Source organism: Luteolibacter yonseiensis (assembly GCF_016595465.1).
GTDB lineage: Bacteria > Verrucomicrobiota > Verrucomicrobiia > Verrucomicrobiales > Akkermansiaceae > Luteolibacter > Luteolibacter yonseiensis.
Window position 1 is genome coordinate 531,504 of record NZ_JAENIK010000004.1, and the last position, 15,449, is coordinate 546,952.

12 protein-coding genes and 1 riboswitch are annotated in these 15,449 nt (G+C 61.2%); of the genes, 3 read left to right on the forward strand and 9 right to left on the reverse strand.

Features of this window, described 5'->3' with window-relative positions; genetic code table 11:
* The first annotated feature begins 26 nt into the window (after window positions 1-26).
* Complete coding sequence (locus tag JIN84_RS03840) at window positions 27-2,537, forward strand: M16 family metallopeptidase (RefSeq protein WP_200349683.1); 2,511 nt, start codon at window positions 27-29, stop codon at window positions 2,535-2,537.
* Here JIN84_RS03840 and JIN84_RS03845 read toward each other — a convergent pair.
* The 3 genes from JIN84_RS03845 to JIN84_RS03855 form a co-directional block, all read right to left on the reverse strand.
* The gene (locus tag JIN84_RS03845) at window positions 2,515-2,952 is read right to left on the reverse strand and encodes a DUF5069 domain-containing protein (RefSeq protein WP_200349684.1); all 438 of its coding nucleotides are present in this window, start codon (window positions 2,950-2,952) and stop codon (window positions 2,515-2,517) included. The genes JIN84_RS03840 and JIN84_RS03845 overlap by 23 nt on opposite strands.
* A 21-nt stretch (window positions 2,953-2,973) precedes the next feature.
* Window positions 2,974-3,618 carry an SH3 domain-containing protein gene (locus JIN84_RS03850; RefSeq protein WP_200349685.1) on the reverse strand — a complete coding sequence of 215 codons (645 nt, stop codon included), beginning with the start codon at window positions 3,616-3,618 and terminating at the stop codon, window positions 2,974-2,976.
* Window positions 3,619-3,682: 64 nt separating this feature from the next.
* Window positions 3,683-4,030, reverse strand: coding sequence for an aspartate 1-decarboxylase (locus JIN84_RS03855; protein ID WP_200349686.1), 348 nt, complete (start codon window positions 4,028-4,030; stop codon window positions 3,683-3,685).
* Between the two features lie 180 nt (window positions 4,031-4,210).
* Window positions 4,211-4,359, forward strand: a riboswitch (cobalamin riboswitch).
* A gap of 33 nt (window positions 4,360-4,392) precedes the next feature.
* Between JIN84_RS03855 and JIN84_RS03860 the strand changes: the two genes are divergently transcribed.
* Window positions 4,393-6,183 (forward strand): TonB-dependent receptor plug domain-containing protein, encoded by a 1,791-nt coding sequence (locus JIN84_RS03860; protein ID WP_200349687.1) that lies wholly within the window; start codon window positions 4,393-4,395, stop codon window positions 6,181-6,183.
* Between the two features lie 94 nt (window positions 6,184-6,277).
* On the opposite strand, the gene JIN84_RS03865 is transcribed toward JIN84_RS03860, so the two are convergent.
* The 6 genes from JIN84_RS03865 to pheS all read right to left on the reverse strand — a co-directional run bounded on the left by JIN84_RS03865 (window position 6,278) and on the right by pheS (window position 14,916).
* Window positions 6,278-7,018, reverse strand: a complete 741-nt coding sequence (locus JIN84_RS03865; RefSeq protein ID WP_200349688.1) for a dienelactone hydrolase family protein — start codon at window positions 7,016-7,018, stop codon at window positions 6,278-6,280.
* A 68-nt stretch (window positions 7,019-7,086) separates the two neighbouring features.
* Window positions 7,087-8,406 (reverse strand): hypothetical protein, encoded by a 1,320-nt coding sequence (locus JIN84_RS03870; RefSeq protein ID WP_234043171.1) that lies wholly within the window; start codon window positions 8,404-8,406, stop codon window positions 7,087-7,089.
* 65 nt (window positions 8,407-8,471) lie between these two features.
* On the reverse strand, window positions 8,472-10,532 hold the full coding sequence (locus JIN84_RS03875) for a S46 family peptidase (RefSeq protein ID WP_234043172.1): 2,061 nt from the start codon (window positions 10,530-10,532) through the stop codon (window positions 8,472-8,474).
* 500 nt (window positions 10,533-11,032) lie between these two features.
* The gene (gene pheT / locus JIN84_RS03880; RefSeq protein ID WP_200349690.1) at window positions 11,033-13,411 is read right to left on the reverse strand and encodes a phenylalanine--tRNA ligase subunit beta; all 2,379 of its coding nucleotides are present in this window, start codon (window positions 13,409-13,411) and stop codon (window positions 11,033-11,035) included.
* A 52-nt stretch (window positions 13,412-13,463) separates the two neighbouring features.
* A complete protein-coding gene (locus tag JIN84_RS03885; protein ID WP_234043173.1) occupies window positions 13,464-13,778 on the reverse strand; it encodes a four helix bundle protein in 315 nt (104 codons plus the stop codon).
* A gap of 121 nt (window positions 13,779-13,899) precedes the next feature.
* Window positions 13,900-14,916: a phenylalanine--tRNA ligase subunit alpha gene (gene pheS / locus JIN84_RS03890; RefSeq protein WP_200349692.1), complete on the reverse strand. Its 1,017-nt coding sequence runs from the start codon at window positions 14,914-14,916 to the stop codon at window positions 13,900-13,902.
* A 110-nt stretch (window positions 14,917-15,026) separates the two neighbouring features.
* Between pheS and JIN84_RS03895 the strand changes: the two genes are divergently transcribed.
* Window positions 15,027-15,443 carry a hypothetical protein gene (locus tag JIN84_RS03895; RefSeq protein ID WP_200349693.1) on the forward strand — a complete coding sequence of 139 codons (417 nt, stop codon included), beginning with the start codon at window positions 15,027-15,029 and terminating at the stop codon, window positions 15,441-15,443.
* The last annotated feature ends 6 nt before the right edge of the window (window positions 15,444-15,449 follow it).

Below are 15,449 nucleotides of genomic sequence, written 5' to 3' on the forward strand. Positions count from 1 at the left end.
CACCCGCGCATCCAAGCCAGAACTTCATGGAATATCCCGCCACCGCCGCCACCGTCGAGACCCTGCCAAACGGACTGACCCTCATCCTCGATCCGGATCCCACCGCCCCCGTCGTCAGCACCCAGATCTGGGTGGCCACCGGCAGCATGCACGAGGGCAAACACCTGGGCGCCGGTATCTCCCATTTTCTGGAGCACATGGTTTTCAAGGGCACCCGTGACTATGACGCGGACACGCTGGCTGACACGGTGCAGGCGGCGGGCGGACACTGGAACGCTTATACAAGCTTCGATCGGACGGTGTATTATATCGACGGACCATCTGATTCGTTGCCGACCTTCGTGAAGACGCTCGTCAATCTCGTGTTTTTCCCGAACCTGCCCGAGAGCGAGTTCGAGAAGGAAAAGGACGTGATCCGCCGCGAGATCGACATGGGACTGGATGATCCTGACAACGCGGCTTCGCGTCTGCTGTTTTCCACGGTTTTCACGCTCGATCCACGACGCCATCCGGTCATCGGCCACCGGCATCTGTTCGATGCGATCCGCTACGACGATCTCACCGCCTATCACCGTGAACGCTACACACCGGACCGCTGCTTCGCGGTGGTTTCCGGTGACTTCGATGCGGCGGAAGCGCGCAAGATGATCGAGGAACTGACCGCTCCCTGCCTCACGGGCTGCGGGCTTGAACCGCTTGTCAGCAAGGACGCGCCGCAGATCGGGCCGCGTCGCGGGCGCGATACCTTCGCCATCCCGACGAGCCGGATTTCCCTGGCTTGGAAAACGCCCGCGCTGGATCACCCGGATGCTCCCGCCTATGACGTGCTCGCGGGCATCCTCGGACGCGGCCGGGCGTCCCGCCTGCATCGCAGCCTGCGCGAGGAACAGGAACTGGCGTTGGAGATTTCCGCGTTTTCGTGGACCGGACCGGGGCGCGAAGGACTGCTGGCCATTTCCGCGGACGCGGAAACGGCCAAACGTGACGGATTGATCGAAGCGGCCCTCCATGAAGTCGCCTCCGTGGCCGCGAGCGATCTGGACGATGACCTGGCGAAGGCGAAACGCCAGATCGCGGCCAGCCAGTTCCGCAGCCTCACCACCGCGTCCGGCCGGGCGTCCGACCTCGCGTCGAACTGGCATGAGGCGCGTGATCTGGATTTCACCCGCCGCTACCTCGCCGCGATCCAAGCCGTCACCGCGGATGACATCCGCCGGGTGGCTGCGACTTTGTCCGACGAGCGGCTCAGCCTCACGGTTCTCGATCCCCTTGAAGCCGAGGCTCCCGCCCGCGTGGCGAAAACCGGACGGGTGCGTGAGGAAATCCAGGTTCATACACTGCCAAACGGTCTAACCCTCGCGCTGATCCCGGATCGCCGGGTGCCGCTCGTGCACCTGCAGGCCGCCGTGCGTGGAGGCCTGCCTTCCGAAACGCCCGGGACCAATGGCCTCAACCAGCTCCTCGCCTCCACCCTGCCCAAGGGCACGCGCACCCGCAGCGCTCAGGAAATCGCGGTGACGCTGGAGTCGCTCGGTGCCTCCATTTCCGCGAATACCGGAAACAACGCGTTGCTCATCCAGGCCGCCGGACTCGCGCCGGATTTCGCCACCATCGCGGACGTGTTCGCGGAAGTCATCATCTCGCCTTCCTTGTCGAACGACGCGATCCACCGGGAAAAAGCCAGCCAGCTCGCCAGCCTGGAGGAGGCCCTGCAGGATCCGTTGCACACGGGATTCAGCAGCCTGCGCGAGGCGGTTTTCAACGGCAGCGGCTACGGGTTGGACGCGCTCGGTTCGGTGGAGAGCCTCACCGCGCTGGATCAAGCCGCGTTGAAGGAGCATCATTCGAGGCTTTTCAACGCGTCGAACATCGCGATATCCGTGGCGGGTGATTTCGAACCAGCCTCCACCCTCGCGCTTCTGACGGACCTCTTTTCCACCCTGCCCGCGGGCGATGCGTGGACACCGCCCGCGAGCCATCTGGGCACGGCAGGAAACTCGACCAGGCATCTGCCGAAGAAGCAAGCGGTCATCACCATCGGCTACCCGGGCACCACGGTGAGCGGAACCGATCGCTTCGCCCTCGCGATGATCCAGGAGTATGCATCCGACATGGCCGGCCCGCTTTTCACCCGCATCCGTGAGGAACTCGGCCTCGCTTACCAAGTCGGGGGAACCCAGTTCCTCGGTTACGATACCGGCCTGTTCACCTACTACCTCGCCACCGCACCGGACCAAGCGGAACTCGCCCGGCGCGAGCTGTTGGCCGAGATCGCCAAAATCGCCGCACATGGCATTCCGGAGGAAACGTTCGACCGGGTGCGCTCCACCGTGCTCAGCGGTCTCGCCATCCAGCAGCAGTCACCGGCGGCCGTCGCCCGGCACGTGGTGCTGGACCTGCTGTTCGGGCACCCCGCGGACCAGCACCGCCTGCTGCCCGCCGCCTACAACGCTCTGACCTGCGCACAGGTTCGGGAAGTCGCCATCCGCATTTTTTCGGTGGATGCCACGGTGGTCACGGTCCTGCCGGAGGAGTGAGCTCCGGGCCGCCCTCCTCATCCGCTTCAAGCACCTGGAAGACCGTTTCCAATTTCCGGTCGGCCAGGTGCCGGTAGCTGGTGGAAAGGGCCACCGGCAGACGTTCCGCCATTGGAAAACCCGCCCTGCCCAAATTCACGGCGATCCGGTTCCATTCCTGGATTCGGGATTTTCTCTCCGGGGACGACAGGAACCACTCGCCAATCTCACCGTCTCCGCGTCCACAGACCGCGGGAAGCTCATCGCGGGTAAGGTTGAAGAACGCGATGAACTGCCCGTCGACACCGGACGGGTGGCAGAAGCGGGAGGCGTATTCCTCGGGAAGCTCGTCCACGGCAAGCAGCCGCGCCTTCGCCAGGATGCGCGGCAACCAGACGCAATCGACAAGCCGGTCCGTGGGACGTGGCAGCACCATCTCCGTAAAAAACCGCCTGCCTCACTCCTCGCCGTTAGACGGCAGAGGAACGGAACTTGGCTCGACAGGTGGCGTGGGAGCCACAGGAGGAGTCGTGGGAGCAGGGAATGTTTCACCCGTTCCAGGCGTCACGGGTGGAACCGGGGCGGTGGGAGACGGAGCATCCGGATCGATCACCGTGGGGATGGCCCCTTCCGGTGGCAGCCCGGCCGGATCCAAGGACGGCAGGGCCTCACCCGCAGGAGCTACTCCGGGCAGGGGCGGATAAACCTGAACCTCGCCGGCAGAAGTGGTCGGGGTGGCGGGAAGCGCGTTCGGATCTTCCACCATGACGGAGGGGACGAAACCGATCTCACCGCTGTCCAACTCCACCTTCACGTAGCTACCGCTGTTGGAAATCACCTTCATGGAGGTGCCGCGCTTGAGAAGCTTGTCGGCGTCGGCATCGCCCTTGGGACGGACCTTGAAGAGCGCGGTGTTGTCCATCGCGGCACGGACGAATTGCCCGGCCTTGAAGTTGGCTCCGCTCAGGGCGACCGAATTGTTGATTTTTCCTCCCGGAGGACCGAGTGGGTCGTAACCGTCGGGATTGAGGGGGACCATCGTGGTACCGCAGGAAGCGAGAGCCAGAACAGCGGCGACGGAAAGAACCGGTGTGCACTTCATATAGCCCACAAGCTGGCACGTCCGTGCAAGCCGGTCAACGGCATTTCAACCTGCAGGAAAAAGGCTAGCGGCTCTGGCGCACGATGTTGTTCTTCTCGTCCAGCAGAAGGTTTTGCGAAACGACGGGGGTCTCGGAGAGGGCGAAGCACATGATGGCCACCCGCTCGCCGGCCTTGATGAGGTGGGCCGCGCCGCCATTGATGAGGATGTGCCCGGTGCCGGGTGCGCCCGGAAGCACGTAGGTTTCCAACCGGGCACCGGTGGTGATCGAGGCGACGAGCACTTTTTCCCCAGGCCACAGGTCCGCCGCGGCCATGAGGTCGGTGGGGATTTCGATGCTGCCTTCGTAATCGACGTCCGAGCCGGTGATCATGGCGCGGTGGAGTTTGGACTTCAGGACCTCGCGGAACATGGCGGGAAGGAAATGCCCAAGCGGGTGGCGGTCAAGCGCCAAGCGATCCGACAGGAGCCGGAGGAGGCCGGAATGACGATTTTAATGCCCCTGTCACCAGATATCGCCGCGATTTGCGCCAAAATTTCCACGTTCCCCTTGCACGGATCCGGCTTTCTCCCTAGTCACAGCCCGTCGGTGTAAGGCCGACTCTCTTCAGGAAACCATCCGCCAAGGTAGCGGATCCATGGGGAAGCCGGTGAAATTCCGGCGCGGTAATCGCCACTGTGATTCCGGGACGCGCGAGCGCTCCGGTAAGCCAGATCGCCAGCCTGGGGGGGATTTTTCGAAGGTCTGCGACTTACAGACACAGGAATCCACACATGAAATACCAGAAAACGCCTCTCAGAGGCTCCTACCGGAGTGCCATCGCACTGCTCGCCCTGCTTTCCCACGTCCCCGCCCAGGCGGAGGAGAAAAAACAGGAACTCGAACCGCTCGTCATTTCCGCCCTGCGTATCCCGCGTGACAACGCCACCGTCACCTCCGCCGTGACCGTGCTGGATCCGGTGGAGTTGCAAAACGAGGGACTCTTCCAGCTCCGCGACGCGTTGAACGCATCCCCCGGTGTCATCTCCACCTCCACCGGCGGCCAGACCGGTGCCGTCGGATCGCTCTTCATCCGTGGCACCACGACCGCCTACTCGCAGCTCGTCCTCGACGGCATGCGTTTGAGCGATTCCACCACGCCGCTCGGCAACGTGCTCGGCGCGGGCCGGACCTACGACGTCGGCCGCATCGAAATCCTGCGCGGACCGCAAGGCGCGATCTACGGCGGGGAATCCATCGGCGGGGTGCTCTGGATGGAGACGCCCTACGGATCCGGCGATCCGCATGGCTCGACCACTTTCGAAGCCGGCTCTTTCAATTCCCTCTCCGCCCATGGCATGTTCCAAGGCCGGACCGGTGATGTTTCCTACTACCTCTCCGGCGGCTACGAGGAAACGGACAACGACGGCCCCCGGCAAAGTTTCCACCAGGCCAACACCGCCCTGCGCGTGGAAGGCAAGATCGACTCCGTGTGGACGGTCGGCACCACATTCCGCGCCATCGACTCCTCCTACGACAATTCCGGCAATTCCCAGGACCATCTGGATTCCGCATTGGCCACCATCTACGCCACCGGGAAAATCTCCGACCGCTGGACCTCGCGTTTCCACGCCGGCTACCAGCAGGAATTCTACGACAGTGACTCGTCCTACGGCAACTTCGGCACCGACCTGCGCGCGGGCAGCGTTTCCACCGATCAGGAAATCACTCTCGCGGAAAACCTCCGCCTGCTCGCCGGAGCCTTCTTCCATGAAAGCTCCTACGAAAACACCATCGGCACGGACGAATCCCGCGAACGCTACGGCGTGCACACCGCGCTGGAATGGGACATCATCGAAAACCTCACCGGCACGGCGGCCCTGCGCTGGGAGGACTACGATGCCTACGGCGACGAGCTCACCTGGCGTGTCGGCTCGATCTACAACATCGCCTCCACCGGCACCAGCATCCGTGGCGGTGTCGGCAGCTCGTTCCGTTCTCCATCGTATCTGGACCTCTTCGGTTCCTCCTTCGGCGCGGGCAATCCCGACCTCGAGGCGGAATCGTCCATCGGCTGGGACATCGGCGTGGAGCAGAAGATCGGCGCGAACCACCGCATCGAAGCAACCTGGTTTCACAACCACATCACCGACCAGATCCAGTCGAGCCCGGCACCACCGGTCAACATTTCCGGCGATTCCGACACGGACGGACTCGAACTCGGACTGCGCGGTGATTTCCTCGGGGACACGGTGGGCTACCGCCTCGCCTGGACCTACCTCCACGAAAGCCTGAGCGACCAGCCGCGCAACGCCGCCACCGCTTCCATCGACTGGAAGCCGACGGACAAGTCGCTCGTCGGCATCGGAGCCACCCACCTCGCCTCCCATTCGTGGGGTGGTGATCCCATCGACTCCTACACCGTGGCGCGCCTCTTCGCCTCCTATCAGGTGACGGACAAGGTGAAGCTCCACGCCCGCTTGGAAAACGCCTTCGACGCGGACTACGAGCTCGCCAGCTTCTTCGGTTCCACCATCGAAGGTGCCGGCACCGGTGCCTACGCCGGCATCACGGTGGATTGGTGACAACGGGAGCGCGGAAATCATTCCGCGCGAATTCTTCAAGCACGCCGGAGTCCGCTCCGGCGTGTTTTTTTATTTGAGGCAGCCGGGGTTTGCCTCAGCCGATCTTCTCCGCAAGGAAACGCAGCAGCAGCGACATCGTGACCCTTGCCAAAGCCGGGTTGTAACGGACGCCCTCGTCCCGCAGGAAGGCGTGCGCGGCATTGAACTCATGCCATTCGAAATCCACGCCTCCGTCTTCCAAAGTCTGGCGGATCAACCTCCGCCCTTCAAGGGGCACATGCGGGTCCTGCCTGCCGAACAGGATGAGGAGCGATGCCTCCATCCCGGGCAGCCGCGCCAGCGTATCATCACATTTCCCCAAGCCGAGCGTGCCGGTGTGGATGTCCGTCGGATAAAACGCACCAACGGCGGAAACATGCGGACGCAACCCCGCCCTCACCGCCAGATGACCGCCGAGGCACACACCGAAGCTCGCGATCCTTCCCGTGCAGGATTCATGCTCCCGCAGGAATGCGACGGCCACATCCGTGTCTTCGTCATAAGAGGAAATCTCCTTGGTGATCTTCAGCTCATTGCCCCGTGCGGTGCCTTCCGTATCATAGGCGAGCACCGTGCCTAACGGCTCGAACTCATGATACACTTCCGGCACCGCGACCAGATACCCCTCGCCCGCCAGCGCCGCCGCCGTCCGGCGTATCGGGCCGGTGGCTTGGAAAATCTCCGAGTAGAAAATCACCGCGGGATATCGCTTCCCACCGTCCGGGATGAAGAGATGCACCCGCATTTTCCCACGGGTGGTTTCAAGATCGGCAAAGGATTCCGTGAGCGTGGCCATGGCGGAGTATCGTCATTTTTCCCGAGACCGATCCAGCAAATCATGGCACCAGGCCATCAGGCTGCGGATCACTCCGCTCCGTGCAGGGGCTGTCCCGTGGCGTCGATCATCGTCGCGCTGAGCAACACCACCACTCGGGATCCATCCGGCTGGGTTTCCACGGCCAGCCTCGCTCCACGGTCTCCGGTATATCCGGCACCTGAAACCGTGTGTTTTTCGATCACCGGTTTTTCAAGAGGATTGTCCAATCCCCCGGTGGTATGGGTGAACTGGAAATCGACATCGTGGCCGAAAGCCAACGCGTCACCCTTCATCTGCATCGTGACTCCGATCTGCTGCTTTTCAAATTCCGTTCCCTCGGCATTCGTCGGATAGATCAACTCCCTCACATTCTCTATACTGGCGTCCTGATTGCCCCGGGCTGTGACCTCTGGCAATGTCAGCAGATCCACTCCTTTCTTCTGGGACATCTGCCTCATGAACAACTGGATTTCCGAGTCGGTCATCTGCGAGGTGTCCGGAGCGGCCCAGTCGAGATCGGCCGGGATGTGGAGAACTTTTGTAGTGAACTTGTTCTGGATCGGAACATCATTTTTGAGCGAGTCCTCAAGCGCGGAAATCGCCGCCGCATCCGCTCCGCTCGGTGTCTCCAGTATCAGTTCTCCTGATGGTTTGACAGACAGCCGTGTCGATGGGTCGAGTTCCAATCCGGACGCCTTGAGGATTTCAGCGATGGTCATTCTGACAGGAACCGCTTTCCTCGGGGAGCCTTCACCCTCACCAATCGGAGAATCGGATTCCGATCCAGAAGAGAGGCTGGTCTGTTCACTCAGGCGCGTTGCGAAATCCGGCGGTAAGGAAACGCTGCGTTTCACCTCACCGCGTTCATCCGCAAAAGGCTCGAACCGATACACCGTCTTGTCACGGTTCACCTTCATTCCGGCATAGGTGGCGAGGAACCGGACGGATGAACTGAAGTTTCCCGGAGAGAGCCTGAGTCGCAGTTTTTTCGTGGCTGTGGGCGGCACATCGAAAGTCAAGGGGATGGGCACCTCGCCAGCTTTCGCACATGCGTCCTCATAGGCGGCCATCAGTTTGGCAAGGGCTTCCCGCAGGGTCAGTCCATTGATGTCCACCACGGGCAGATAAAACTCCTTCAGCCGCTCGGGGCCGTGCGTGGAACGGGGCTTACCGGTATCGCGGATGGCAGACTTGGTTTTCAGAACCGCCGCAGTGCCATGGGCGTCTGATGAATCCACCGATCCCGAGTGACGGGACGTATTGCCCTCATCCCGGTGGGACCGTTCGACATCGCCTCCCCGCGTGCCCAGCCACAGGCAGACGCCCACAAGTGCCACACCCGCAACAATGAAAATCCTTTTCTTCACGATCCGCATGCTGGAAATCCGCGACCGGTTGGCAAGCGGATTTCAGCATGCGGAATCCGGCGACCTCATTCCGCATTCAGTTCATCCAGCAGATTCTCCGCGCCATAGACCTTGTCCAACGCTTCCCAGATTCCCGCCGAGTCCACCGATACGGCGCGCGCGGTCTTTTCATCGTATGCCACGTTGTTCACGAGGCTGTCGAAGTTGCCGTCGAAGATCACCCCCACCAGTTCGCCATTCCTATCGACGATGGGGCTGCCGGAATTCCCGCCGGTGATGTCGTTCGTGCTGATGAAATTCATCGCCACATCCTTGCCGATGGCACCACGTTTTTCCTTCCAGCTCTCCGGCAGGTCGAAGGGCGGCTTGCCATCCTGGTCCGCCGATCTCGCGAAAAGACCGTCATACGTCGTGTGAAACGGAACCTTTTGGCTCGGGATGCCCGTGACCCGTCCGACGGAAAGGCGCAGGGAAAACGTCGCGTCCGGATAACGTGATTCTCCCGCAAGGGCGAACCGCGCCTTCGCGATCTTCGCATGAGCTTGCTTGACGACCTCGTCCGACGCCTCCTCCATCTTGCGCAACCGGCGGATTTCCCCGTCCACCATTCTGGCCAGCAGGATCATCGGATCCGCGGAGGCATCCACCGCCGCCTTGCCGCCTTCATACAGGGCCTTGCGCCTGGCGATGTCTTCCAAAGCGGTGCCGTTCACGAGTTGCTCGGCCCGCCTTGCCGGCGAGAGGCCGCCAAGCACCGCCTTCACCGTCGGGTCATCGCTGCCGAGCTTGTTGCAAAGAAAGGCCAGCGAATCCGCCAACCGCAGGATCTCGAAATCCTTGTAAACCGGATCGTCCGAAAACAGTCCGAGTTCGAGAATCTTGCGACGTGCCTCGTTGAACCCCGCAAGCCGCTCCGCGTCCGGCTTCAGCGACTCGTCCGCCGCCTGCACCAATGTCCGCGCGATGCCGAAAAGCGTGCTGTCGAAAGCGTCCCTCCCCAACAGGGCGAACCGCAGGCGCGAGGCATCGTCCTTATTGATCTCTTTTTCAATGGTCGCAAAAGCCTCATCCACCTCTGCGGTGGATTTGTCGGATTTCAACGACTCGCGGAATTCATTCTCCGCGCTGCCCCGTGTTTCCATGAACTTCGGATCCAGCAGTCCGTGCAACGAGGCGGTTCTCGCCTTCCGCCCGTTCTGCGTGCCGACCAACGCGCCAAGCGCTCGACGCTTGTTCTCCTTGTCCTTCTCACTCCATGCGGAGAGCAATACCTCCTTGCGGTTCGATCTCTCCAGATAGTAAGGCAAACCGTTGTCCCGCATGCGTTCCACCTGCGCCTGGGTCAGCTCGCGGTTCGTCGTGCCCGGGTGGCCGGAGACGAAAACCAATTCTCCATCCCGTGCGCCGTTCCTGTTCCACTTGAGATAGTTTTCCACCACCGCAGGCTTCCCGTTTTCATAGGCGCGGAAAAAACAACAATCCAGGCAGTAGCGGGGAAACTCGAAATTGTCCGGATCGCCACCGAACGCGCCAAGCCGACGCTCCGGAGCGAAGACCAGCCGCACGTCCGAATAACGCCGGTATTCATACAAGTGATAGGCCCCGCCCTGATAGAGAGTCACCACATCCCGCCGCTTCGTGGCGGTTTCATCAGATGGCACTTCCTGCAGTTTCGCAATGATCGCCCGCCGCGCCGCCACGGCTTCTTCCGTGCTCATCTTGTCCGTCACCACCGCCTCAACCTCCGCCGTCACGTCGCGGATGGACATGAGCACGTTCAACTCGAGGTCGTTGCATGGCAGCTCCTGGGACTGGTCCCGTGCCAGGAATCCATCCTCCATCAGGTTCTTCCCCGCCGTGCTCAGTGAATTGATGATGCCCGCGCCCACGTGGTGGTTGGTCAGAAGAAGCCCGTTTTTGGAAATGAACGATCCCGATCCTCCGGTATTGAAACGCACTGATGATTTCTGCAGATGATCCAGCCACGCCTGTTCGATGCGGAATCCATACTTTTTCTCCACCTGCTTGATTGGCGGACGGTTGAACAACCACATGCCTTCGTCGGCACGCGTTTGCAGTGGAGACAGCAGCAAAATTCCCAACATTCCCCCGGTTCTCAATTTCATCGCCTTGATGAGTAGGAAGCTCCGCCCGTTTTGGCAATACCTAGACACACCATGCTATACCCGGTTTCTGCGAAATGATTCCCGGCTTCTGCCGCATGGCCCCCGAATGATACCGTCTTCACATGAAGGCGGCTCCCCACGCCTCTTCCCACCCAGCTTTTAAAAACACCCTGCAGAGCGCACGGAGGTTCACCACCGGAACAAACGATGCCATCGCGTTCAAAGCTTGATATTCCCACGTTGCGGGGGGCTCCTGCTACCTGTTCACATTCCGCTGCTCGATCCGGATATGGGAACACTCTATCAGGTTCCCATTGGTGGAATCACTTTGCCAAAGGAATGGCCGCAACCAAAGACATGGAACGGACTTGAGATCCATTCCGCGCATATGCCGGGCGACTTTCTTTATCTTTTGACCGATGCGGAGCGAACGCGCGTTTTGATATTGGCGGGCGACACATGACCGCCCGCCCCCATCATTTCACACGTCTTGGACAACCTTATCGGAACTTCACCCCGAGCCCCTTCGTCAGCGCTTCAAGCACCTTCTGGTGGGCGGTGTCGATTTCCTCGGCCTTGAGGGTGCGGGTGCCCTCGCGGTAGTGGAAGCGATAGGCCACGGACTTGCTGTCGGCGGAGATCTTCTGGCCGGTGGCGTCGGTGAAGACGTCGAAGCACTCGCTGGAGATGAGCAGCGGCTCGGCGATCTTGGCGATGACGGCCTCGATCTGTGAGTTCGGCGTGGTGAGCGGGAGTTCCATCGCCGCGTCACGGGAGGAGCCGGGGAACTGCGGGAGATCCTCGACGTGGCTGATGCCGTTGAGGAGTTTGCGGAGTTTTCCAAGGTCGAGTTCCGCGACGAAGACGGGCGTGGTGAAATCCAGCTCGCGTTCGCGGGCGGGCGTGAGACGGGCGAAGACGCCGATGTTCTGGTCGTCCACCTTGATGTCGCTGGCAAGCACGAAGCCGGAGCGCTCTTTCGGCGCGAAGGTGATCCTGCGGTCACCGAGCAGCGCGGAGAGGATGGCTTTCAGGTCGTAGAGATCCGCCGTGCGGTCGGCCTGCGACCAGCCGGTGGGTTGTGCGGAACCCGAAAGGAGCAGGGCGAGGGTTTCGCTTTCCTGGTCCTTCGCCTTGCCGCCGCCAGCGTTGCGGAAGACACGGCCCATCTCGAAGAAGCGCAGGGATTTCGCCTGCTGGCGGACGTTTCTCGCGGCGGAGGAGATGAGGCCGGGAACGATGCTGGGGCGCATGACGGCGTGATCCTCGCTGAGCGGGAGCTTCACGCGGATGACGTCGCCATCCTGCAGCGGGCGCAGCGGCAGGATGTCGGAAACCTGTGCGTCGGAAATGAGCTTGATGGTCTGGCACTCGTGCAGGCCGAGCGCGGCGAGGCGACGGCGCAGGACCATGTCCGCATCATAGGCGGCATCCACCGCGCTGGCGGGAACGAAGGTTCCCTGGAAACGGGACGGCACGTTGTCGAGGCCGTGGACGCGGGCGATTTCCTCGACGAGGTCGATGTGGCGCTGGAGGTCGGCACGGAACGACGGGACATCCCAGGTGCCGTCGGCGAGCTTGGTCAGACCGAGGCGGGTGAGGATCTCCTCCGCATCCGGGAGGGCGATGGAGCCGCCCATGAGCTGGTCGAGTTTCTTGGCATCCAGCGTGACGGAGCGGACAAGCACGGGTGCCTCGCCCGCGAGCTGGGTCGCGGCTTCGGCGGTGCCGCCCGCAACTTCAAGGATGAGTTTGACGGCGAATGCGGACGCGCTCACGACACCCGCCGGATCGACACCGCGTTCGAAGCGATACGAGGAATCCGAGGAAAGCGCCGTGCGGCGCGAGGTGCGGCGGATGCCTTGCGGAGTGAAATACGCCGACTCCAGCAGGATGTCCGTGGTGGTTTCCGTCACTCCGCTTTCCGCACCACCCATGACTCCGGCGAGGGCGAGCGCCGCGCCGGATTCGTCGGAGATGAGGAGATCGTCGGTGGTCAGCAGGTGCTTGGAATCATCCAGCGCGAGGAAATTCTCGCCCTCGGCGGCGTTGCGGACGATGATGGAACCCGTGAGTTTCGCGGCATCGAAGGCGTGCAGGGGTTGGCCGAGTTCGTGGAGAACGTAGTTGGTGACGTCCACGATGTTGTTGATGGGACGCAGGCCGATGGATTCGAGCCGTTGCTTCAACCAATCCGGCGATTCCTTGACGGTAACGCCGGAAATCCTGACCGCGGTATAGAGCGGGCAGGCTTCCGGAGAGTCGATGCGGATGTCTTTCGCCGCAGTCGTTTCACGGGAAGGAATTTCCAACGGGAGCAAAGGCGTCTTGAGCAGCGTCGCGAGTTCGCGGGCCATGCCGCGATGGCTGAGAAGGTCCGGACGGTTCGGTGTGACTTCCAGTTCCAGCAGGGTGTCGGAATCGAAAAGCTGTTTCACCGGTTTGCCGATTTCCGAATCCTCCGGCAGGATGAGCAGGCCGTCCACCCCCGCAGGCAGGCCGATTTCCTCAGCCGAGCAGAGCATGCCCTTCGACTCCACCTTCCGCATGACCGCCTCGCCGATGGTGAAGCCGTTCGGCAACACGGTGCCGGGGAGCGCGCAGGGCACCTTGTCGCCCACCTTGTAATTCTGGGCGCCGCAGACGATCTGGCGGAGCGTGGCCTCGCCGCAGTTCACCTGCGTTACTTTCAAACGATCCGCATGGGGATGCTGGACGGCTTCCATGATCTGCGCGACGACGATTTTCTCCGAAGCGATGCCTTTGGAAACAATGCCTTCGACCTCGACGCCCGCAAAGGTGAAGAGATCGTCGATTTCCTTGATGGATTTGCCGGAGAGATCGAGGTGCGTGGCGAGCCAGTTGAGTGAGACGTTCATGGGAAGAAGGATTGGGGATCTTGGATTGTAGATCGTGGATGAAAGAGGATGATCAGCGATCCTCGTTATGGTGGGTTTCCACACCACGTGTGAAGAGATAAATGGATTTGGAGAGCTGAGTGAGACGTTCGTGCAAGGATGCGAAGAGATCGAGGTCGCTCAATGATTCCGTTTCGCGGAGTGTTTCGAGATGGTCGATGGTTTCCAGCGCGGAGGCATAGGAAAAATCCAAAAAACGGATATATTCCGCTTTGTAACGGCGGCGGCCGTAACCTTCGACGATGTTGGATTTGATCGATTTCACGCTGCGGCGGATCTGCGATCCTTCTTCATACATTTCGAACTTGGGCAATGCGGTGAGAGTCATGCGGTGAATTTCAATCACTAGTTCACGGGATTGTTCCCAGATCCGAAGCTTTTTGTAGCCGAACGATGTCGCATCCATAGTCTTTCATCTACGATCTTCCATCTACAATCCACGATCCATGTCATGCGAACTGCTTGAGGAAACGCGCGTCGTTTTCGATGAGCAGACGGATGTCCTTGATACCCCAGCGGATCATGGCGAGGCGGTCGAGGCCCATGCCGAAGGCGAAGCCGGTGACTTTTTCGGGGTCGAAGGCGTTGTCCTTGCGGGACTTGTTGATGGCTTCGAAGACGGCGGGATCCACCATGCCGCAACCGGCGATCTCGATCCACTTGGGAGCCTGGCCTTTCACGGTGAGCTTCACGTCGATTTCAAAACTCGGCTCGGTGAAGGGGAAGAAGTGCGGGCGGAAGCGGACTTCGGTGTTGGTGCCGAAGAGCTCGCGGAGGAAATATTCCAACGTGCCTTTGAGATCGGGCAGCGAGACATCCGTGCCGACGTAGAGGCCTTCGAGCTGGTTGAAGACGGAGAGGTGCGTCGCATCGATCTCGTCACGACGGTAGGCGGAACCGGGTGCGATGATGCGGATCGGCGGCGCCTGTGATTCCATCGTGCGGACCTGCACGCTGGAGGTGTGGGTGCGGAGGAGTTTTCCGGAGTCGAAATAGAACGTGTCCTTCTCGTTCCTCGCCGGGTGGTCGGCAGGCGTGTTCAGCGCGTCGAAGCAATGGAACTCGTCCTCGATTTCAGGTCCTTCCGCGAGCGCGAAGCCCATGCGGCGGAGGATGCGGATGGCCTCGTCACGGATGATGGTGAGCGGGTGAAGCGATCCGACATGCTGGGAACGGGCGGGCAGCGTGACGTCGATGCCGGCGAGCGCGGCGCGGTCCGCGATCTCACGGAGGGCGACCTGCTTTTCTTCAAGCGCGGCGGTGATGGCGGTACGGGCGGCGTTGAGAAGCTGGCCGACGGCGGCCTTGTCTTCCTTCGGCACATCCTTGATGCCTGCGGCGACGAGGGTGAGGGTGCCTTTTTTGCCGAGCACGGCCACGCGCGCGTCGTCGAGCGAACGTTCGTCCGCCGCGGCGGAAATTTGCGCAAGCGCTTCAGTTTGGATGGCTTCGATTTGCTCGTTCATGGGAAAGCGCCGGAAATAGACGGAAACCCGCCCGAGGTCAAAGCCAAGCTGTGGGCCAGGTCCTGATGGTAAATGGTGTGCAATCGGAATTTTCCCGATAAATAGCCCCCATGCATGGACACTCTCCGGATTTCATCATCGGTCGGATCCGTTGGCGGGCCGCCAAACACGGGTTGCCCACATCAAGGACGGGTTTTTGGGAGGATTCACCAGATTGGTTACAAGCTGATTTTCCGGCAAATTTTGTAAATCCGGTGCTCTATTCGGTATCGGACTGTGGCGAAATGGCGACAGTCATCGGGACCGAGGAGATCATGACCCCGGGTTATGACGATGGTGTACGAATCGCGATTGATGAAATGGACAGAATTTCATCCCCATGTATCGGGACAAAAAGAAAAGTTGATTTCGATGCCCTCGCCGTCGTGACGAAAGACTTGGTGGAACACCTCCTTCCCGTGGAATCCGGGAAAGGGTGTTTCGCTGTCTGGAACATCTTGTTAACGCTCGGACGGATGCAACGGTGACAGAGC

Bases quoted from the DNA above. Each gene is read 5' to 3' on its own strand.
- JIN84_RS03845 (WP_200349684.1), bottom strand. From the start codon at position 2,952: ATGGTGCTGCCACGTCCCACGGACCGGCTTGTCGATTGCGTCTGGTTG.
- JIN84_RS03885 (WP_234043173.1), bottom strand. From the start codon at position 13,778: ATGACTCTCACCGCATTGCCCAAGTTCGAAATGTATGAAGAAGGATCG.
- JIN84_RS03895 (WP_200349693.1), top strand. From the start codon at position 15,027: ATGCATGGACACTCTCCGGATTTCATCATCGGTCGGATCCGTTGGCGG.
- JIN84_RS03855 (WP_200349686.1), bottom strand. From the start codon at position 4,030: ATGTTCCGCGAGGTCCTGAAGTCCAAACTCCACCGCGCCATGATCACC.
- pheT (WP_200349690.1), bottom strand. From the start codon at position 13,411: ATGAACGTCTCACTCAACTGGCTCGCCACGCACCTCGATCTCTCCGGC.
- JIN84_RS03840 (WP_200349683.1), top strand. From the start codon at position 27: ATGGAATATCCCGCCACCGCCGCCACCGTCGAGACCCTGCCAAACGGA.
- JIN84_RS03860 (WP_200349687.1), top strand. From the start codon at position 4,393: ATGAAATACCAGAAAACGCCTCTCAGAGGCTCCTACCGGAGTGCCATC.
- pheS (WP_200349692.1), bottom strand. From the start codon at position 14,916: ATGAACGAGCAAATCGAAGCCATCCAAACTGAAGCGCTTGCGCAAATT.
- JIN84_RS03875 (WP_234043172.1), bottom strand. From the start codon at position 10,532: ATGAAATTGAGAACCGGGGGAATGTTGGGAATTTTGCTGCTGTCTCCA.
- JIN84_RS03850 (WP_200349685.1), bottom strand. From the start codon at position 3,618: ATGAAGTGCACACCGGTTCTTTCCGTCGCCGCTGTTCTGGCTCTCGCT.
- JIN84_RS03865 (WP_200349688.1), bottom strand. From the start codon at position 7,018: ATGGCCACGCTCACGGAATCCTTTGCCGATCTTGAAACCACCCGTGGG.